Source organism: Modestobacter italicus (assembly GCF_000306785.1).
Classification (GTDB): domain Bacteria; phylum Actinomycetota; class Actinomycetes; order Mycobacteriales; family Geodermatophilaceae; genus Modestobacter; species Modestobacter italicus.
The window spans coordinates 133,802-153,713 of record NC_017955.1 but is presented as its reverse complement, the minus strand read 5'-3'; the positions used below and the strand labels follow the sequence as shown (position 1 = coordinate 153,713).

Genomic DNA, 19,912 nt, shown 5'->3' with positions numbered 1-19,912 from the left:
TGAGGTGGGAACTCCGACCTCCGGGTGGGTGCGGCTACGACTCCGGTCGTGTCCCGCTCGTGCCCCAGGTCGCAACCGCGTGCGCACCGCGGGCCGGACGGTCCCGTCCTCCGGGGGGAATCGCCGCGCCACGCCCGGTGCAGCGGTCGACAGCGCTCCGCGGGCGGGGGCACAGTCCCGCCATGCAGCCAGTACAGGAGACCGGTGGGCCCGGTGACGAGGTCGTGGTGCTGGACGGGCTCACCAAGCGCTACGGGAGCCGCACCGTCGTCGACGACCTGTCCCTCACCGTCCGTCGCGGGGAGGTGTACGGCTTCCTCGGCCCCAACGGCGCCGGCAAGACGACGACCCTGCGGGCCCTGCTCGGGCTGATCCGGCCGACCAGCGGCACGGCGACGGTGCTCGGCCGGCCCGCGGGCTCCTCGGCGGTCCGGGTCGGCGCGCTCATCGAGGGTCCGGGCTTCTACCCCTACCTCTCCGGCCGGGACAACCTCCGCGTCCTCGCCCGCTACGCCGGGGCCCCGCCCGGCCGGGTCGACCTGGTGCTGGGCACCGTCGCCCTCACCGACCGGGCCGGCGACCGCTACAGCACCTACTCGCTGGGCATGAAGCAGCGGCTCGGGGTGGCCGCGGCGCTGCTCAAGGACCCCGAGCTGGTCATCCTCGACGAGCCCACCAACGGGCTGGACCCCGCCGGGATCACCGACATGCGCGCGCTGCTGCGCCGGCTGTCCGGCGAGGGCTGCACCGTCGTGCTGTCCAGCCACCTCCTCGGCGAGGTCGAGCAGGTCTGCGACCGGGTCGCGGTGGTCTCCGTCGGACGGCTGGTCGTCGAGAGCAGCGTCGGCGAGCTGCTCGGGCTGCGCCGCCTGGTGGTGGAGGCCGACCCGATCGAGGAGGCCGCCGCCATCACGGCCGGGCTGCTGGGCGCCGACCGGGTGGCGGTGGAGGACGGCGCCCTCGTCGTCCAGGCCGGGCCGGAGGACACCGCGCGGATCAACCGGGCGCTGGTCCTGGCCGACGTCGACGTGACCGGGCTGCGCCAGGAGGCGCAGACCCTCGAGGAGGTCTTCCTGCAGATGACCGGGTCCGAGCTCGAGAGCGCCGTCCGGTGAGCGCGGCGACGGAGACCAGGACGCCGGAGCGCGGCGCCCCGTCGGCCCGGACCCGCACGGCGGGCTCGCTCGGCGCGATCGTCTCGGCCGAGCTGCTCAAGCTGCTGCGCCGCCCGGCCACCTGGGTGCTGCTCGGCCTGTGGCCGGCCCTGCAGCTGGTGTTCAGCAGCCTCATCCCCTACGTCAGCTACCGGCGCGGCTCCTCCTACGAGGGCAGCCCACCCGAGGCGCTGCTGGCGAGCACGCTGCCCGACCGGCTGGTGGAGAACACGCTCTCCGGGCTGCCGCTGTTCGGCGGGGCCCTGCTGCTCACCCTCGGCGCGCTGCTGGCCGGCAGCGAGTACGGCTGGGGCACGCTCAAGACGCTGCTCGCCCCCCTCTAAAAGCGGCTGACGGTCCTCGCCGGTCAGCTGCTGGCGCTGCTGGTGGTGCTGGCCGCGACCGTGCTGCTGAGCTTCCTGCTCACCGCCCTGGTGAGCTGGGCGATCGCGGCCGGCGCCTCGGCGACCGTCGACTGGCCCGGTGCCGGGCAGCTGCTCCGCGGGTTCGGCGGCGGGCTGCTCATCGCGGCCACCTGGGGCGCGCTGGGGGTGCTGCTGGGGACGGCGCTGCGCAGCACCGCGCTGCCGATCGGGCTGGGGCTGGTCTGGGTGCTGGCGATCGAGAACCTGGTCGTCAACGTCGCCGCTCCGCTGCTCGGCGCCTTCGACGCGGCGCAGGCCGCGCTGCCCGGGGTCAACGCCGGGTCGCTGGTGGCCGCGCTGGCCGGGGACCACGCGGAGCTCCGCACCCCGGGTGTCGCGGCGATCGTCGACGGCGGTCAGGCGGCGTGGGTGCTGGCCGGCTTCCTCGTCGTCTTCACCGCCCTGACCGGCCTGCTCCTCACCCGCCGCGACGTCACGTAGCGGGAGGGCTGCTCCCGCTACGCCGCCGGCGAGTGGTCGCGGTTGAGCAGGATGGCCAGCTGGGTGCGGGTGCGGACGTCGAGGCGGCGCATCACCGCGGTGAGGTGGCTCTTGACCGTCGCCGGGCTGAGGAACAGCCGGCTGGCGATCTCCTCGTTGCTGAGCCCCTCGGCCACCAGGGCGGCCACGTCCCGCTGCCGCTCGGTGAGCCGGTCCAGCGCCCGCTCCTCGCACCCGGCCTGCGCGGCGTCCCCGGTCAGGTAGCGCACCAGCTGGCTGGCCACCGCGGAGTCCAGCGCGGTCTCCTTGCGGGCGAGCGCCCGGACGGCCTCCACGAGCCGGCACGCCGCCGTGCGGCGCGGCAGGAAGCCGCGGACCCCGGCCTGGAGCACGTCCATCATCCCGGAGTCGGGTCGCTCGGCGGTCTCCGCGAGCACCAGCACCCCCGCCCCGCGCTGGCACAGGTCGCGCAGCAGCGGGAGGCTGGCGCCGCTCAGCAGCCCCTGCCGGACGACGACCACCTGGTTGCCCGGGCCGTCGGTGCCGGCCACGGTCTCCTGCAGCTGGCTGGTCTCCGCGACGACCGCGATGTCCGGCTGCGCCTCGAGGACCACCCGCAGGCCCAGCCGGAAGACCTCCTGGTCGTCGCAGAGCCGCACCTGGACCAGCGTCCGCGGTGGCCGGGTCGCGCGCGGCCGGAGGGGCAGCTCGGTGCTCCGCAGCTCGGGGGCGCGGGCCACGTCCCGCAGCGGGGCGCGGCTCTTCCCGTCGTCCGCGGGAGGGTGCAGCGCCAGCCTGCCGTGGCCTGCCCGGGACCCGCCGTGGTCCGTGGTCATGAGGACTCCCCCTGTCCCGCGAGCGTCGTCACCGTCCTCCCCGCCGGGGAGGGCGGATGCGGTACTCATCCGTCTCAACGGTTCGGGAACGGTAGCGAACAAGTGGTCCGTCGTGTCCCCCTTCGCCCATCGGAGACACAGCGGATGCACAGAGCGGACGCGCCACGGCGTGTCGTTCCGCTCCGCAGCGGATCACCCCCGCGTGGGGCCGGGCCCGCGCCCGTCGCCCGGTCGGGTGGAACGGTGCAGGTGGATCGCCAGCTGGGTGCGGTCGCGCAGCCCCAGGCGCCGCAGGGCGACGGTGATGTGGCCCTTGACCGTCGCCCGGCTGACGTTCAGCCGGTCGGCGATCTCGGCGTTGGTCAGGCCCTCGGCGACCAGCCGGGAGACGGTCTGCTGCCGCGCGGTCAGCGGCCCGCTGTGCGTGGCCGGCCCGCCGTCCGCCGACCGGGGGCCGTCGTCGAGGCGGTGCAGCAGCTCCCCGGTCGCGGCCGCGTCGAGCACGGTCTCCCCCTGCGCCACGGCGCGCACCCCGTCGATGAGGCGCTGCGGGGTCACCGTCGTGTGCACGTACCCGCTCGCCCCGGCCTGCAGGGCGTCGATGAGGTCGCTGCCGGCGCCGGGCTCGCCGAGCAGCACGACCCGGACGCCCATCGTGGTCAGCGCCCGGACCAGCTCCTGGACGACCGGCCCGTGCGCACCGAGACCGATGACGGTCACGTCGGGCCGCGTGCTCGTGGCGAGCGCCAGGGCCTCGGCGGCGCCGGCCGCCTCACCGACCACGGTCAGGTCCGGCGCGCGGAGCAGCACCGTCCGCAGACCGTGCCGGAGCACCTCGTGGTCGTCGCAGATGAGCACCCGGACAGGTGCCGCGGCGGGCTGGGTCAGCACACCGTCCCCGCTCCCAGAGAGCACAGGATCTCCTCCCGTGGCGTCCTCGGCCGTGCCGAGCAGCAGGTCGCCGATCATCCGTGTCCACTCCGCTCCGGGCGGCGTCCGTTGCCGGGCCCGCCCACGTCGGTGCCCCGGAAGCTAGGGGACATCCCCTGGTCGACGCCACAGTCGGGGGCGCGTCAGGCCGGAACGGCCCGACGGTTCATACCCGGGTAGGGGGTGCTGCCCTACGGAGAGTCGGGCGAACCCGTCCCGGGTGGCAGGGCCGACGGCCAGAGGGCGGGGCCGGACCCGGTCGGTCCGGGTGCGGTGGCACGCCCTGAGGCGCAGGACCCGCCCCCGCCCCACCACCTCCGGTGGCCCTCCGGAACGGCCCTTGCGGCCGATGCCGACGGCCCCGGCGCCGCCCTAGCGTCTGCCGTGCCAGCCAGGTCCTTCCCGCCGACGCCGCAGGAGCACCCGTGCACGAGACCATGATCATCGCGAAGATGGACCCCCGCGACGCCGACGAGGTGGCCGCCGTCTTCGGCCGCTCGGACGCGACGTCCATGCCCCACGACATCGGGGTGCGACACCGGTCCCTCTTCCAGTTCCACGGCCTCTACGTGCACCTGATCGGCTTCGACCGCCCGCCGGCGGAGTCGATGCAGGTGGCGCAGTCGCTGCCGGCCTTCCGGTCGGTGAGCGAGGAGCTCAAGCCCTACATCGAGGCCTACGACCCCAACTGGCGCTCACCGCAGGACGCGATGGCCCGCCGCTTCTACCACTGGACCTCGTCGCCCGAGTGAGGGCGACGGCGCGCGGTTGAGAGGCAGTCATGACCCGTTCCTCGTTGACCACACCCGGGGTCCCCGCCCCGCCGGTGCACACGGGCTGGACCTCCTGCCCGGCCTGCGGCTGGCTGCTCTACCACAAGCGGCTGGAGCGCAACCTGCACGTCTGCCCGGAGTGCGAGCACCACCTGCGGCTGGGCGCCCGCGCCCGGATCGACATGCTGGTCGACCCCGGCAGCTTCACCGAGACCAACGTGACCCGCGGGGACTCCGACCCGCTGTCCTTCACCGACCTGCGCCCCTACCCCGACCGGCTCCGCGACGCCGCGCACCGCTCCGGTGAGTCCGAGGCGGTGCTGGTGGGCGAGGCGCGGATCGGCGGGATCCCGCTGGTCCTCGCCGTCATGGACTTCGGCTTCCTGGGCGGCAGCATGGGCGTCGAGGTCGGCCGGCGGGTGAGCGAGGCGGCCGCGCTGGCCCTGGAGCAGGGCCGGCCGCTGGTGGTCGTCTGCGCCAGCGGCGGCGCCCGGATGCAGGAGGGCGTCTTCTCGCTGTTCCAGATGGCCCGCGCCAGCGAGGCCTTCGGACGGCTGAGGGAGGCCGGCCTGCTCTCGGTCTGCGTGCTCACCGACCCCACCTACGGCGGGGTGTCCGCCTCCTTCGCGACCCTGGCCTCGGTGCTCATCGGCGAGCGCGGCGCGCACGTGGGCTTCGCCGGTCCGCGGGTGGTGCAGGAGACGATCCGCGCCGAGCTCCCCCACGACTTCCAGACCTCGGAGTTCCTCCTCGCCCACGGCCTGGTGGACCGGGTCGAGAGCCGGGCGGACCTGCGGCCGGTGCTCGTCCGGCTGCTCGCGATGCACGCAGGGCAGGCCGCCGGCGTCCCGGCCGAGGACGAGCCGGCGGACGAGCGGGCGGACACCTGGGGCGCGGCGCCCGGGCCGCAGCCGGCGGACCGCGACCCGTGGGAGGTCGTCCAGCGGGCGCGGGTCGTGGACCGGCCGACGACGCTGGACTACCTGCACACCGCCTTCGACGACTTCGTCGAGCTGCACGGCGACCGGGCCTTCGGCGACGACCCCGCCGTGGTGGGCGGGGTGGCCTCGATCGGGGGCCGGCCGGTGGTGGTGATCGGCCACGAGAAGGGGCACTCGGTCCGCGAGCGGGTGGCGCACAACTTCGGCATGCCGCACCCGGAGGGCTACCGCAAGGCGCTGCGCCTGCTCGGGCACGCCGAGGACCACCGGCTGCCGGTCGTCACCCTCGTCGACACCCCCGGGGCGCACCCGGGGCCGGAGGCGGAGGAGCGCGGGCAGTCCCACGCGATCGCCGAGATCATCATGCGCAGCAGCCGGCTGCGGGTCCCGGTCGTCGCGGTGGTCACCGGCGAGGGCGGCTCCGGCGGCGCGCTGGCGCTGTGCACCTCCGACCGGCTGCTGGTGCTGGAGAACGCCTACCTGTCGGTGATCAGCCCCGAGGGGTGCGCGGCGATCCTGTGGCGGACCGCGACGGCGGCCCCCGCCGCGGCGCGGGCCATGCAGCTGGGCGCGCCGCACCTGTACCGGTCGGGCATCGCCACCTCCGTCGTCCCCGAGCCACCGGGCGGTGCGCACACCGACCCGCTGGCGGCGGCCGACCTGCTCCGCGCCGCGCTCCTCCGCGAGCTGGACGAGCTGTCCCGGGTCGACGTGACCACCCTGCTGGCCGAGCGGTCCCGCCGGTTGTCCGGCATGGACGGCAACGGCGGTCGCCGGGTGCGTGCGCTGCAGCCCGTCGTCCCGGCGGGGTGCTGACCGTGCACCCGAGCGAGTTCGCCCCCCGACCCACGCTGAGCGGAGCCCCGGTGCCCTCGGACGACGCCACCCGGTCGCTGAGCGACGAGGTGGTCGAGCTGGCCCGCAGCCTGCCCGGCGGGCTGCGCCGGCTGACCGTGCGCAGCGGGGACAGCGCGATCGAGGTCGAGTGGGCCACCGAGGACCAGCCCGCCGGCGAGGGCTCCGGTGCGCTGCACCGCGCACCGGTCGGCCGGGACACCGGGCCCGAGGCCGACGGACCCGCCGTCCCGGACGACGTGGTCGCCGTCCCCGCGCCGCTGGTCGGGACCTTCTACATCGCCCCGTCACCGGACGCGGACCCGTTCGTCCGGGTCGGCGACGCCGTCGAGGCCGGCCAGACGCTCGGCATCGTCGAGGCGATGAAGCTGATGAACCCGATCGTGGCCGACGAGCCGGGCGTCGTCACCGAGGTCCTGGTCGGCGACGCCGAGTCGGTGGAGTACGGGCAGGTGCTGATGTACCTGCGCCCGACGGGGGCCGGGCAGTGATCAGCCGGCTGCTCATCGCCAACCGCGGCGAGATCGCCGTCCGGATCGCGCGCGCCTGCCGGGAGCTGGGCATCGAGGTCGTCGCCACGTACTCCACCTCGGACCGGGACTCCGCCGTCGTGGCGATGGCCGACGAGGCGGTGCACATCGGCCCGCCCGCCCCGCGGCGCAGCTACCTGCACGTGCCGAACCTGATCGAGGCCGCGCTGCGCACCGGCGCCGACGCCGTCCACCCCGGCTACGGGTTCCTCTCCGAGGACCCCGACTTCGCCGAGATCTGCGACATCGAGGGGCTCACCTTCGTCGGCCCGCCGCCGGAGGTCATGCAGCAGATGGGCAACAAGGCCACCGCCCGCCGGCTGATGGCCGAGGCCGGCCTGCCGCTGCTGCCCGGGGTGGTCGAGCCGGTCCGGACGGCGGAGGAGGGCCGGGCCATCGCCGACGAGATCGGCTACCCGGTGATCATCAAGGCGGCCGCCGGGGGTGGTGGGCGCGGGATGACCGTCGTCCACGCGCCGGAGGAGTTCGCCGAGGCCTTCACCGCCACCCGTGCGGTCGCCCGCGCGGTGTTCCGCGACCCGGCCGTCTACGTGGAGCGCTACCTGACCCGCGCCCGGCACGTGGAGGTGCAGGTGCTCTGCGACGGGCACGGCGCCGGGATCCACCTCGGCGAGCGCGACTGCTCGCTGCAGCGCCGCCACCAGAAGCTGCTGGAGGAGGGGCCGGCCGCCCACCTGACCCCCGAGCAGCGCGCCGACCTCGGTGCCCTGGCCGTGCGCGGCGCGCTGTCGGTGGGGTTCACCGGCGCCGGGACCATGGAGTTCCTGGTCGACGACGCCGGCGCGTACTTCATGGAGATGAACGCCCGCATCCAGGTCGAGCACCCGGTCACCGAGCTGCTCACCGGGGTCGACCTCGTCCGGGAGCAGCTGCTGGTCGCCGGCGGCCGGCGGCTGCACCTGCAGCAGGAGGACGTGGTGACCCGCGGCGCGGCGATCGAGTGCCGGATCAACGCCGAGGACCCGGCCCGCGGCTTCGCCCCGGCACCCGGCCACCTCGACGTCCTGCAGGTCCCCGGCGGGCCGTGGACCCGGTTCGACACCGGCTACCGCCAGGGCGACGACGTGAGCCCGCACTACGACTCGCTGCTGGGCAAGCTCGTCGTCTGGGCCCCCGACCGCGACCAGGCCGTCCGGCGGATGGACCGGGCGCTGGCCGAGCTGCGGGTCGAGGGGCCGGCGCTGCACACCACCATCGCGCTGCAGCGCGCGATGCTCCGGCACCCCGACGTGCGCGCCGACCGGCACGACATCGAGTTCCTCGACCGCAGCCTGCCCGAGCTCCTGGCCTCCGCAGCTGCCCTGACCGCGTCCCCGGCGGCGCCCATGCCCGCCGCCCACGGGCCGCTCCAGCTCGTCCCCGCACCCGGCAGCGACCGGTCGGGGTCGTCCCGTCCACCCACCGATGAAGGGAACACCGCCATGCCCGACACCCCGTTCACCCTCGACGACCTGATGGACCTGCTCTCCGAGAAGGCCGGGCTCCCGCCGGAGTCGCGCACCACCGACCCCGACGCCCACTTCGCCGACATCGGCCTGGACTCGCTGGCCTTCCTGTCCATGCAGACCGAGCTGCACGACCGCTTCGGCACCGAGATGCCCGACGACGACCCGGACCGCTACACGCTCGGCGAGATCGTCGCGACCGTCTCCTCGGCGCAGTCGCAGATGGCCTGAGCGGCCATCGCCCGTCCCCACCAGACCCCCGTGACCCAGGCAGACAGCCGGAGGACCCAGTGAGCACCCTCGAGAACGACAGCCGCACCGTCGGCCACACCGACAACTCGATCTTCATCGACGCGGACATCGACCACGTCTGGCGGATGACCAACGACCTGCCGTCCTGGCCGGACCTCTTCACCGAGTACGCCGAGGTGGAGGTGCTGGCCCAGCACGGCTCGACGTTCCGCTTCCGGCTCAAGATGCACCCGGACGAGTCCGGCCGGGTGTGGAGCTGGATCTCCGAGCGCACCCTCGACGAGGCCGCGCACGAGGTCGTGGCCAAGCGGGTCGAGCCCGGCCCGTTCGAGTTCATGGACATCCGGTGGAACTACACGCCGGAGGGCACCGGCACCCGGATGCGCTGGCAGCAGGACTTCCGGATGCGGCCGGAGGCACCGATCGACACCGCCGGCATGACCGAGCGCATCGACGCCAACAGCAAGGTCCAGATGGCCGTCATCCGGGACAAGGTGGAGGCCGCCGCCGGGCGCGCGGAGCCGACGACGTGACCGCCCTCGCCCCGGGGGCCGCCGTCGTCCTCCCGGGTGAGGACAGCGCCCGCCCGCACGCCCTGGACGCCTGGCTCGGCGACGCGGCCGCCCGCGACGTCGTCGCCGAGGCCTCCGACGTGCTCGGCCGCGACGTCGTCCCGTGGTGGGGCGACCCGCTCAACCTCTGCGACCCGGTGGCCGCGCACCTGACGACGGTGGTCACCGGGGTCGCGGGCTACCGCAGCCTCACCGCGGCAGGCCTGCAGCCGGTGGTCGTCGCCGGGCACGGCGTCGGCGAGTACGCGGCGCTGGTGGCCGCGGGCGCGCTGCCGCTGGAGCAGGTGGTGGCGTTCGTCGACTGGCGCGCGGAGGCGCTGGCGCACGCGCCGCGGCCCTCGTGCGCGGGCATGGCGGCCGTCGTCGGGCCGGGTGCCGCCGAGGTCGCCCGCTCGGTGGTCACCGGGCTGCCGGCCGGCGGGCTGAGCATCGCCTCCCTCGACGGCCCGGCGCAGGTGGTGCTGTCGGGCAGCCGGGAGGAGCTCGAGCAGGCCCGGACGGCGGTCACCGCGGCCGGGCTGGACATGGTCCGGCTCCGCGGGCGGGCCGCCTGCCACGGCCCGCTGATGCAGTCGGTCGCCGACCACCTCGCCGCACCGCTGGCCGACCTGGACTGGTCCGTCCCGGACGTCCCGGTGGTGCCCAACGCCGACGGCCGGCCGACCCGCGACCCGGACCACCTGGCCCGGTGCCTGCGGGCGCACCTGACCTCGCCGGTGCAGTGGGAGACCACCTCGCGGGCGCTGGTCGGGGCCGGTGCCACCTGGGTCGTCGAGGTGGGCCCGGTGCCCACCCTCGGCCCGCTGATCCGCCAGGTCCACCCGGACCTCCCGCTGCACCTGGCCACCGCGCCCGGTGCGCTGACCCCCATCGCACTCCCGGAACCCGAGCTGACGGGTCCGGCCCCCACCGGAGGAGAGAGATGACGACGATCCAGCACCCCACGGCGAAGGTGCGCTGCGGGCCCACCGTGTCGCGGGCCGACGCGGCCCCCAACCGCCGCCGCGGCGGTGACATCCGGGTGCTGCTCTCGCCGACCAGCGTGGGTGCCACCGCCGGGTTCATGGGCACGCTCACCCTCGAGCCGGGGGAGGTCGTCACCGAGCACTGGCACCCGTACTCGGAGGAGTTCCTCTACTGCGTCTCCGGCGAGGTGCTGGTGACCCTGGACGGCGAGGAGCGCCGGCTGGGCGGTGAGCAGGCGGTGCACATCCCGATCGGGGTGCGGCACCGGATCGTCAACGACACCGCGGAGCAGGCGTTCTTCGTCTTCCTCGCCGGCCCGCTGGCCCCCCGGCCGGAGCTGGGCCACGTCGACACCGAGCCCTCGCCGGGCTCGATGGGCGTCCGGTGACCGCCGGCGGGCGCCGGGTGGTCATCACCGGCATCGGCGTGGTCGCCCCCGGCTCGATGGGCCGCGAGGGCTTCTGGGACATGATCACCGCCGGCCGGACGGCGACCCGGCGGATCACCTTCTTCGACCCGAGCCGCTTCCGGTCGCAGGTGGCGGCCGAGGTCGACTTCGACGGGCGCAAGCTGGGCCTGACCGCCCACGAGGTGCACCGCAACGACCGGTTCGTGCAGATGGCGATGGTCGCCGCCGACGAGGCCGTCGCCGACAGCGGGCTGACGTTCGGGGCCGGCGGCGCGGACGACGCACCGGACCCGGACCGGGTCGGGGTGACCCTCGGCAGCGCGGTCGGGGCGACCATGCGGCTGGAGAACGAGTACGTCGCGGTCAGCGACGCGGGCAAGCACTGGCTGGTCGACCCGCGGTACGCCACGCGGTTCCTGCACCAGGCGCTGGTGCCCAGCTGCGGGGCCACCGAGCTGGCGGTGCGCTTCGGCGCCCACGGGCCGGCCACGGTGGTCTCCACCGGCTGCACCTCGGGCATCGACGCGGTCGGCTACGGCGCCCAGCTGATCGAGGACGGCGACGCCGACGTGGTGATCGCCGGGGCCAGCGACGCGCCGATCTCCCCGATCTCGATGGCCTGCTTCGACACCATCCGGGCCACGACGGCCAACAACGCCGACCCCGAGCACGCCTCCAAGCCCTTCGACGCCCGCCGGGACGGCTTCGTCATGGGCGAGGGCGCCGCGGTGCTGGTGCTCGAGGAGCTCGAGCACGCCCGGCAGCGGGGCGCGGAGGTGTACTGCGAGGTCAGCGGCTACGCCAACCGCTGCAACGCCTTCCACATGACCGGTCTGCGGCCCGACGGCATCGAGATGGCCGAGGCCATCGGGCTGGCGCTGGACCAGGGCCGGATCGACCCGGACGAGGTGGGCTACGTCAACGCGCACGGCTCGGGCACGAAGCAGAACGACCGCCACGAGACCGCCGCGGTGAAGCGCAGCCTGGGCCCGACCGCCCAGCGGGTGTCGATGAGCTCGATCAAGTCGATGGTCGGCCACTCCCTCGGCGCGATCGGGTCGATCGAGATCGCCGCCACCGCGCTGGCGGTCAAGCGCGGCGTGGTGCCGCCGACGGCCAACTACGGGGTGCCCGACCCGGAGTGCGACCTGGACTACGTGCCCAACACCGCCCGCGAGCAGAAGGTGGACGTCGCACTGTCGGTGGGCAGCGGCTTCGGCGGCTTCCAGTCGGCGATCGTGCTGGCGTCCCCGACGAGGAGGACCGCATGACCGGCCTGCTGGTGACCGGGATCGGCGTCGTCGCGCCCACCGGCGTGGGGGTGGAGGCGCACTGGTCCTCCCTCGTCCGCGGGGAGCCGGCCATCCGGCCGATCGAGGGCTTCGACACCGACCAGTACGGGGTGACGCTGGCCGGCCAGATCCGCGACTTCGACCCGAAGGCGTTCGTCGCGCCGCAGCTGATGGTGCAGACCGACCGCTGGACCTGGACGTCGCTGGCGGCCGCCACGCTGGCCGCGCAGGACGCCGGCTACGAGGCCCCCGAGGACGCCTACGCGACCTCGGTCTTCCTGGCCGCCGGTTCCGGTGGCAACGAGTTCAGCCAGCACGAGATCCAGGGGCTGTGGGCGAAGGGGCCGAAGTCGGTCGGCGCCTACCAGTCGATCGCCTGGTTCTACGCGGCCAGCACCGGCCAGCTCTCCATCCGGGACGGCTACAAGGGCCCCTCCGGCGTGGTGGTCAGCGAGGGCGCCGGTGGCCTGGACAGCATCGGCTGGGCCCGCCGGGTCGCCCGCCGCGGCACGCCCGCCGTCCTGGTCGGGGGCACCGAGGCCGGCGTGACGCCGTACGCCCTGCTGTGCCAGGCGACCAGCGGCCGGCTGTCGACGGCGACCCGGCCCGAGGACGCCTACAAGCCCTTCGACCGCCGGGCGAACGGGCACGTGATCGGCGAGGGCGGCGCGATCCTGCTGCTGGAGGAGCCCGGCGCCGCCCGGGCCCGCGGCGCCCGGCACGTGTGGGGCGAGGTCGTCGGCTACGGCGCCACGCACGACGCCCACCACCACGAGGACCCCGCCCCCGACGCCACCCAGTACGCCCGCGCGATCCGGCTCTCCCTGGCCGACGCCGGGCTCACCCCGGACGACGTCGACCTGGTCCTGGCCGACGGGGCCGGGCTGCCGGAGCTGGACGCGCTGGAGCTCGAGGCGCTGCAGCGGGTGTTCGGTCAGCGGGCCACACCGGTGCCGGTGACGGCGCCGTCGTCCTGGTCCGGGCGGCTGATGGCCGGGGGCTCGGCGCTGAACGTGGCGACCGCGCTGCTGGCGATCCGGGACGGCATCGTGCCCGGCACCGCGAACCTCGACGACCCGGTCGACGCGCCGGGCGTGGACCTCGTGCAGCAGAGCCGGGTGCAGGACGTCGGGACCGTCGTCGTCCTCGCCCGCGGCTTCGGGGGCTTCAACAGCAGCCTGGTGCTGCGCCGACACGAGGAGCGGGCGGCATGACCGCAGCGGAGGAGAAGACCCCGGTGGTGCGCACCCTGCTGCGGATGCGCACCCGGGAGGGGTGCGAGGCGGAGTTCGAGCAGAGCTGGCGGCGGGCGGCGGTGGAGATCAGCAAGGTCCCCGGCAACCTGCGGCAGGAGCTCGTCCGCGACGCCGACGACCCGCGCACCTTCGTGATCACCAGCGACTGGGTCGACCGGGCGGCGGTCGACGCGTTCGGCCGCAGCAGCGCCCGGGAGACGCTCACCGAGGCGCTGCGGGAGCTCCGGGAGGACGCCTCGCGCAGCACCTACGAGCTGCTGCACACCGTGGCCGGCGGGCAGCCCGCCGACGACGGCCGGCCGCCGCACGTGCGGATCGACATCAGCACCCGGGTCGAGGAGGGGCAGGAGGAGGCCTTCGAGGCCGCCTACGCGAAGACCACCGCCGCCCTCAAGGGCACCCCGGGGCTGATCCGCGAGGAGCTGCTCAAGGAGATCGGCGAGCCCAGGTACCACATCTTCGCCGAGTGGGAGTCCGAGCAGGACTTCGTCCGCTGGGTCGACGACCCCTCCCACGCCGACCAGAGCGCGGCGCTGATCCGCTGGCTGTCGGTGGAGTTCTCCCGCCAGCACTTCGAGATCCGGTACCGCCCGGAGGACGCCGGCGGCGGGTCGGTGGAGCCGACGACGCGACCGCACGTCCGGATCGACATCAGCACCCGGGTCGAGGCGGGCGAGGAGGAGGCCTTCGAGGCGGCCTACGCGAAGACGACCGCCGCCCTGAAGGGCACCCCGGGGCTGATCCGGGAGGAGCTGCTCAAGGAGATCGGCGAGCCCAGGTACCACATCTTCGCCGAGTGGGAGTCCGAGCAGGACTTCGTCCGCTGGGTCGACGACCCCTCGCACGCCGACCAGAGCTCGGCGCTGATCCGCTGGCTGTCGGTCGAGTTCTCCCGCCAGCACTTCGAGATCCGCTACCGGCCCGTGGACGCCGACGGCGGCCGCTGGCCGCTCCCCGCGCCGGCGGCCGGGGCCCCCGCCCCGCAGCCGGTGGCGGCCGCCGCGCCGGCGCCGCCGCCGCGGGTGTCCGCCCCGGTCGAGCCGGCGCCGGTGCCCAGCGCGCCGGTGCAGGAGTTCGTCGAGGCGCCGGGTGCCCAGCACGCCGCCGCCCCGGTCCCGGTGGCGGCCGCGTCGCGAGCCGTCGGCGGGGACGTCGAGGTGCTGGTGGCCGGCGCCGGCCCGGCCGGGCTCACCCACGCCCTGGAGCTGGCCCGCCGCGGCATCGCCGTCCGGGTCGTCGACAAGCGGGCGCAGGCGGCCTCCCAGGCGGACAAGGCGATCGGCATCCACTGCCGGACGATGGAGATCTGGGAGGACCAGGGCATCGTCGCCGAGGCGATGGACGCCGGGATCTGGCTGCACGGGCAGACGGTGTTCGTCAACGGCAAGCAGACCCACCAGGTCGACTGGGCCGGCCTCGACGAGCTCCCCTACGCCCACCTCGGGCTCCCCCAGTACGACACCGAGCGGCTGCTCACCGCCAAGCTGCTCTCGCACGGCGTCGCCGTCGAGCGCGGGGTGGAGCTGGTCGGGTTCACCCAGGACGACGACGGGGTCACCGCGCAGCTGCGGCTCCCCTCCGGGGAGACCGAGACCACCCGGGCGCAGTACCTGGTCGGCTGCGACGGCGCGCACAGCGTCGTCCGGGCCGGGCTGGGGCTGGACTTCGTGGGCGGGGTGTCGATGTTCCCGCAGCTGTTCATGCTGGGCGACGTCGACGTCGACTGGGACATGCCGCCCGGTCACCTGCTGCGCTGGGTGCGGATCGAGGACGACGGCGCGTTCACCGGCATGCTGGTCTGCGTCCCGCTCAAGGGCCGCAACCGCTACCGGATCGCGACGCTGGCCCCCGAGCCGCTGCAGAAGACGATCGGCTCCGGCGTGGTGCCGCCCGGCTTCTGGCAGGAGTACACGCCACCGACGCTGGCCGACATCCAGGCGGCGATCGACGACGTGGGGCCGGCGGGCACGACGGCGAGCAACCTGCGCTGGTCGTCGATCTTCCGGGTCAAGCACGGGATCGTCGACCGGTACCGGGAGGGCCGGGTGTTCGTCGCCGGGGACGCCGCGCACCTGCACCCGCCGGCCGGCGGGCAGGGCATGAACACCGGCATCCAGGACGCCTGGAACCTCGGCTGGAAGCTGGCGCTCGCCGTCCGGGGGCTGGCCGCACCGGGCCTGCTCGACAGCTACGACGCCGAGCGCCGTCCGGCGGGCAAGGCCATCGTCGACCGCGCCGTCGCCATCGCGTTCACCGACGAGATGGACATGGAGGACGAGAAGGCGCAGTTCCTGCTGGAGATGCAGATGACGATGAACTACGCCGGGAGCCCGCTGGTCGGTGAGGTGACCGATGCCGAGGGCTTCGCCGGCGGGCCGGAGCCCGGGTACCGGGCGCCGGACGTGCAGGGGCTGCGCCGCTTCGGCGTCGCCCACGACGTCCGGCTGTTCGACCTGACCCGCGGGACGCACGCCACCCTGCTGCTCTACGCCGGCGCCGGGGTCGGGGAGGAGGACCTGGCGGGGCTGGAGAAGCTGGCCGCGTCGGTCCGGCAGGCGACCCAGGGCCAGGTGCACCCGTACCTGGTCGCGGCTCCCGGCGCGACCGTGCCGCCGCTGGTCGACCTGCCGGTCGTCCGCGACGCGCAGGGCGGCTTCGCCGCCGCCTACGGCGTCCCGGACACCGGGACGGCGGCGTACCTGGTGCGGCCCGACGGGCACGTCGGCCTCCGCACCCGGCCGGTGACCGACGCCGTGCTGCGGGAGCACCTGGCGGGCGTCTTCGCCGGCTGAGCAGACGGCAGCGGGGCCCGGCAGCGCGTGCTGCCGGGCCCCGCTGTCGTACCGGCGGTCAGCCGGCGGTGGCCGCCAGGACCGGGTAGTCGGTGTAGCCCTCGGCGCCGGGGCCGTAGAACGTCGCCGCGTTGGGCTCGTTCTCCGGGTGCTGGCCGGCCCACCGCTCGACCAGGTCGGGGTTGGCGATGACCGGGCGGCCGACCGCGACCGCGTCGGCGTGCGCGGCGTCGATCAGCGCCACGGCCTCGTCCCGGGTGGTGACGGTGCCGAAGCCGCTGTTGGCGATCCACGGGCCGTCGAACCGGCGGCGCAGCTCCTGCACCAGCTCGCCGGCCGGCTCGGAGTGCAGCACCGAGACGTAGGCCAGGCCGAGCGGACGCAGCTGGTCCATCAGGTACCCGTAGGTGGCGCGCACGTCGGCCTCGTCGGTCTCGTGCATGCCCTGGACGTGGTGCATCGGCGAGATCCGGATGCCGACCCGGCCGGCACCGATCTCGGCGGCGATCGCGGTGGCCACCTCGACGACGGCGCGTGCCCGGTTCTCCGGCGTCCCGCCGTACTCGTCGGTGCGCTGGTTGGTGTTCGGCGCCAGGAACTCGTGCAGCAGGTAGCCGTTGGCGCTGTGGATCTCCACGCCGTCCAGGCCGGCCTCGACGGCGCGCTTCGACGCGGCGACGATGTCGGCCAGCGTCGCGCGGACCTCCTCGGTGGTCAGCGCGTGCGGCACCGGGTAGGGCGCCTTGCCGTTCGGGGTGTGCGCCTCGCCCTGGATGGCGAGGGCGGAGGGCGCGACGATCCGCTCGGTGCCGGTGATGTCGGTGTGCGAGACCCGGCCGCCGTGCATGACCTGCATGACGATCCGGCCGCCCTCGGCGTGCACCGCGTCGGCGACCCGGCGCCAGCCGGCCGCCTGCTCGTCGGTGACGATGCCGGGCTGGCCGGGGTAGGCCCGCGACTCGGTGTTCGGGTAGGTGCCCTCGGTGATGACCAGGCCGACGCCGGCGCGCTGGCGGTAGTGCTCGACGACCAGGTCACCGGGGACGCCGGCCGATCCGGACCGCATGCGGGTCAACGGGGCCATGACGACGCGGTTGGCGAGCTCGAGGTCGCCGAGGGTGACAGGGGAGAACAGGTCCATGCCCGTAGCCAAGGTCGTTGCCCTCGCTCAACATTCCGCCTGCGCCCCGACTGCGGCCCTCATCACGTCCCCCTCGATCCCGCCAAGAGCGTGCTTGTGGCGGGACGTCCCCTCGATCCCGCCAAAAGCGTGCTTTTGGTGGAACAGGGCGGAACACGGGCGGGGGGCTGTGCGCTGGGAGACCCCGGACGCCCTACGAGAGGAACAGCACCCATGGCCAAGACCTGGTTCATCACCGGCGCATCCCGCGGCTTCGGCAAGGAGTGGTCGATCGCGGCCCTCGAGCGCGGGGACAACGTCGCCGCCACCGCCCGCGACACGTCGTCCCTGGACGACCTGGTGCAGCAGTTCGGCGACCGGATCCTGCCGCTGCAGCTCGACGTGGACGACCGGGACGCCGTGTTCGCCGCCGTCGCGCAGGCCCACGAGCGCTTCGGCCGGCTGGACGTCGTGGTCAACAACGCCGGCTACGGCCAGTTCGGGATGATCGAGGAGATCTCCGAGGCCGAGGCCCGCGCGCAGTTCGACACCAACGTGTTCGGCGCCCTGTTCGTCACCCAGGCGGCGCTGCCCTTCCTGCGCGAGCAGGGGTCGGGGCACTTCCTGCAGGTGTCGAGCATCGGCGGGATCTCCGCGTTCCCGAACATCGGCATCTACAACGCCTCCAAGTGGGCGCTCGAGGCGTTCAGCCAGTCGCTGGCCGCGGAGGTCGCCGACTTCGGCATCAAGGTCACGCTGATCGAGCCCGGCGGCTTCTCCACCGACTGGGGCGGCGCCTCGGCCAAGCACGCGCAGCCCAACCCGGCCTACGACACCTACCGGGAGAAGGCCGCCGAGCAGCGCAAGGCCCGGGTGGCCGCGCCGGGCGACCCGACGGCCAGCCGCGCCGCCGTGCTGCAGGTCGTGGACGCGGAGAACCCGCCGCTGCGGGTCTTCTTCGGCGACGGCCCGCTGGGCATCGCCACCCGCGACTACGAGTCCCGGCTCGCCGAGTGGCGCGAGTGGGAGCACGTCTCCAAGCTCGCCCAGGGCTGAGCACCGCGACGGCCGTCGTCCCGATCCCGGGACGGCGGCCGTCGTCGTCTCAGCCGGCGAGCACGGCCTCTCGCTCGGCGGCGCCGGCCAGCTCGGCGTAGCGGCCGCCGAGGGCCGTCAGCTCGTCGTGGGTCCCCTGCTCGACGACCCGGCCGTGCGAGAGGACGGCGATCAGGTCGGCGTCCCGGACGGTGGAGAGCCGGTGGGCGATGGTGATCGTCGTCCGGCCGCGGCTGGCCTCGTCCAGCGCGGCCTGCACCGCGCGCTCGGTGGTGTTGTCCAGCGCGCTGGTCGCCTCGTCGAGCACCAGCACCCGCGGGTCGCGGAGCAGCGTGCGGGCGATCGCCAGCCGCTGCTTCTCCCCGCCGGAGAACCGGTGCCCGCGGGCGCCGACCACGGTGTCGTAGCCGTCGGGCAGGGCGGCGATCACGTCGTGCACCTGGGCCCGGCGGGCCGCCTCGACCATCTCCGCCTGGGTGGCGTCGGGCTTCGCGTGCCGCAGGTTCTCCCGGATGGTGCCGTGCAGCAGGTAGGTCTCCTGGGAGACGACGCCGACCACCCGGGCCAGGTCGGCGAGCGCCACGTCCCGGACGTCGACGCCGTCGATGGTCACCCGGCCGGTCGTCGGGTCGTTGAGCCGGGCGACGAGCGAGGCGAGCGTGCTCTTGCCCGAGCCGGTCTCGCCCACCAGCGCCAGCGTGGCCCCGGCGGGGACGGCGAGGTCGACGTCGGTCAGCGCGGCGCGGGAGCCGTCGGCGTAGCGGAACCCGACGTGCTCGAACCGCACCTCGCCGCGGACGTCGCCCAGCGGGCGCGGGTGCGCGGGGTCGTCGATGTCGACGGGCAGGTCGAGGTACTCGAAGACCCGGCTGAACAGCGCCATCGAGGCGGTCAGCGCGACGCCGATGTCCAGCAGGCCCATCAGCGGGCGGAACAGGTTGCCCTGCAGCGCGGTGAAGGCGACCAGCGTGCCGATGGTCATGCCGCCCGATGTCGCGGGCAGGCCGGCGGCCAGGTAGATCAGCGCCGGGATGCCGGCGAAGACGATGCTCATGGTGGCCATCCGCCAGCGGCCGGCGAGCTGGGAGCGGACCTCGAGCCCGACCAGGTCGTCCGACGTCCCGGCGAAGCGCGCCGACTGGGCGGGGCCAGCGCCGAGGGTCTTGCCCAGCAGCACGCCGCTGACGCTGAGCCCCTCCTCGACCTGGGTGTTCAGGTCGGCGAGGTACCGCTGGCGCTGCGCGGTGATGGTGCGCCGCATCCGGGCCACCCGGCGGGTCAGCCAGATGGCCGGGGGCAGCACGACGAGCGACAGCAGGGACAGCCGCCAGCTCAGCGCGGCCATGGCCACCGCCGTGCCCACCACCGTGGTGGCGTTGGAGGCGAACGAGGTGGCGGTCGAGGTGACCACCGACTGCATGCCGCCGATGTCGTTGGTCAGCCGCGACTGCACCTCGCCGCCCTTGGTGCGGGTGAAGAAGCCGAGCGACTGGCGCTGCAGGTGGGCGAAGACCGACGTCCGCAGGCCGTGCATGACGTGCTGGCCGACGGTCGTGGACAGCCAGGTCTGCAGCACGCCGAGCACGGCGGTCACGGCGGTGACCGCGACCATGCCGGCGACGGCCCAGGCGAGCAGCCGGACGTCCTGCTGCGGGAGGGCCTCGTCGATGACGAGCCGGACGAGGAACGGCGTGGCGAGCGCGATGGCCGAGGAGGTCACGATCAGCGCGACCACGACGGCGAGCTGTCCGCGGAACGGTCGGAAGAGCCCGGCCACGCGGCTCCAGCGGACGGGCGAGCGTTCGAGTTGGGCCTTGTCGGCCGGGTCCGGTCGGCCGCTCCTGCG

18 protein-coding genes are annotated in these 19,912 nt (G+C 74.6%); 14 read left to right on the top strand and 4 right to left on the bottom strand.

Features of this window, described 5'->3' with window-relative positions; all coding sequences use genetic code 11:
- The first annotated feature begins 182 nt into the window (after positions 1–182).
- Genes MODMU_RS00800 through MODMU_RS26615 form a run of 3 tightly spaced genes read left to right on the top strand, consistent with a single transcriptional unit; the run spans position 183 to position 2,020 of the window.
- A complete protein-coding gene (locus MODMU_RS00800; protein WP_014738241.1) occupies positions 183–1,115 on the top strand; it encodes an ABC transporter ATP-binding protein in 933 nt (310 codons plus the stop codon).
- Positions 1,112–1,498: a hypothetical protein gene (locus MODMU_RS28965; RefSeq protein ID WP_014738240.1), complete on the top strand. Its 387-nt coding sequence runs from the start codon at positions 1,112–1,114 to the stop codon at positions 1,496–1,498. The genes MODMU_RS00800 and MODMU_RS28965 overlap by 4 nt, the downstream gene beginning before the upstream one ends.
- A gap of 45 nt (positions 1,499–1,543) precedes the next feature.
- Positions 1,544–2,020 (top strand): hypothetical protein, encoded by a 477-nt coding sequence (locus MODMU_RS26615; protein ID WP_197537369.1) that lies wholly within the window; start codon positions 1,544–1,546, stop codon positions 2,018–2,020.
- Positions 2,021–2,037: 17 nt separating this feature from the next.
- Here the strand turns inward: MODMU_RS26615 and MODMU_RS00790 are convergent, their stop codons facing one another.
- Complete coding sequence (locus MODMU_RS00790) at positions 2,038–2,856, bottom strand: response regulator transcription factor (protein ID WP_014738238.1); 819 nt, start codon at positions 2,854–2,856, stop codon at positions 2,038–2,040.
- Between the two features lie 192 nt (positions 2,857–3,048).
- Positions 3,049–3,825 carry a LuxR C-terminal-related transcriptional regulator gene (locus tag MODMU_RS00785; protein ID WP_014738237.1) on the bottom strand — a complete coding sequence of 259 codons (777 nt, stop codon included), beginning with the start codon at positions 3,823–3,825 and terminating at the stop codon, positions 3,049–3,051.
- Between the two features lie 386 nt (positions 3,826–4,211).
- On the opposite strand from MODMU_RS00785, the gene MODMU_RS00780 reads away from it, so the two are divergent.
- Genes MODMU_RS00780 through MODMU_RS26610 form a run of 10 tightly spaced genes read left to right on the top strand, consistent with a single transcriptional unit; the run spans position 4,212 to position 15,890 of the window.
- Entirely contained in the window at positions 4,212–4,538 is a 327-nt protein-coding gene (locus tag MODMU_RS00780) for a TcmI family type II polyketide cyclase (RefSeq protein ID WP_014738235.1), read from the top strand.
- Positions 4,539–4,582: 44 nt separating this feature from the next.
- A complete protein-coding gene (gene accA, locus MODMU_RS00775) occupies positions 4,583–6,316 on the top strand; it encodes an acetyl-CoA carboxylase carboxyl transferase subunit alpha (RefSeq protein WP_231851736.1) in 1,734 nt (577 codons plus the stop codon).
- A gap of 50 nt (positions 6,317–6,366) precedes the next feature.
- Positions 6,367–6,846 (top strand): acetyl-CoA carboxylase biotin carboxyl carrier protein, encoded by a 480-nt coding sequence (locus MODMU_RS00770; RefSeq protein WP_014738233.1) that lies wholly within the window; start codon positions 6,367–6,369, stop codon positions 6,844–6,846.
- Entirely contained in the window at positions 6,843–8,582 is a 1,740-nt protein-coding gene (locus MODMU_RS00765; protein ID WP_014738232.1) for an acetyl-CoA carboxylase biotin carboxylase subunit, read from the top strand. Before MODMU_RS00770 ends, MODMU_RS00765 begins: the two co-directional genes overlap by 4 nt.
- 59 nt (positions 8,583–8,641) lie before the next feature.
- Positions 8,642–9,136, top strand: a complete 495-nt coding sequence (locus tag MODMU_RS00760; RefSeq protein WP_014738231.1) for an SRPBCC family protein — start codon at positions 8,642–8,644, stop codon at positions 9,134–9,136.
- On the top strand, positions 9,133–10,101 hold the full coding sequence (locus MODMU_RS00755; protein ID WP_014738230.1) for an ACP S-malonyltransferase: 969 nt from the start codon (positions 9,133–9,135) through the stop codon (positions 10,099–10,101). The genes MODMU_RS00760 and MODMU_RS00755 overlap by 4 nt, the downstream gene beginning before the upstream one ends.
- On the top strand, positions 10,098–10,529 hold the full coding sequence (locus MODMU_RS00750) for a cupin domain-containing protein (RefSeq protein ID WP_014738229.1): 432 nt from the start codon (positions 10,098–10,100) through the stop codon (positions 10,527–10,529). Before MODMU_RS00755 ends, MODMU_RS00750 begins: the two co-directional genes overlap by 4 nt.
- Positions 10,526–11,821, top strand: coding sequence for a beta-ketoacyl-[acyl-carrier-protein] synthase family protein (locus MODMU_RS00745; protein WP_014738228.1), 1,296 nt, complete (start codon positions 10,526–10,528; stop codon positions 11,819–11,821). The genes MODMU_RS00750 and MODMU_RS00745 overlap by 4 nt, the downstream gene beginning before the upstream one ends.
- Entirely contained in the window at positions 11,818–13,056 is a 1,239-nt protein-coding gene (locus MODMU_RS00740; RefSeq protein ID WP_014738227.1) for a beta-ketoacyl synthase N-terminal-like domain-containing protein, read from the top strand. The genes MODMU_RS00745 and MODMU_RS00740 overlap by 4 nt, the downstream gene beginning before the upstream one ends.
- Entirely contained in the window at positions 13,053–15,890 is a 2,838-nt protein-coding gene (locus tag MODMU_RS26610) for an FAD-dependent monooxygenase (RefSeq protein WP_014738226.1), read from the top strand. Before MODMU_RS00740 ends, MODMU_RS26610 begins: the two co-directional genes overlap by 4 nt.
- A gap of 58 nt (positions 15,891–15,948) precedes the next feature.
- Here MODMU_RS26610 and MODMU_RS00730 read toward each other — a convergent pair whose 3' ends face one another.
- Positions 15,949–17,031, bottom strand: coding sequence for an alkene reductase (locus MODMU_RS00730; RefSeq protein ID WP_014738225.1), 1,083 nt, complete (start codon positions 17,029–17,031; stop codon positions 15,949–15,951).
- 213 nt (positions 17,032–17,244) lie between these two features.
- On the opposite strand from MODMU_RS00730, the gene MODMU_RS00725 reads away from it, so the two are divergent.
- On the top strand, positions 17,245–18,066 hold the full coding sequence (locus MODMU_RS00725; protein WP_014738224.1) for an SDR family oxidoreductase: 822 nt from the start codon (positions 17,245–17,247) through the stop codon (positions 18,064–18,066).
- 49 nt (positions 18,067–18,115) lie between these two features.
- Here the strand turns inward: MODMU_RS00725 and MODMU_RS00720 are convergent, their stop codons facing one another.
- Positions 18,116–19,843, bottom strand: coding sequence for an ABC transporter ATP-binding protein (locus MODMU_RS00720; protein ID WP_231851735.1), 1,728 nt, complete (start codon positions 19,841–19,843; stop codon positions 18,116–18,118).
- Positions 19,844–19,912: the final 69 nt, after the last annotated feature.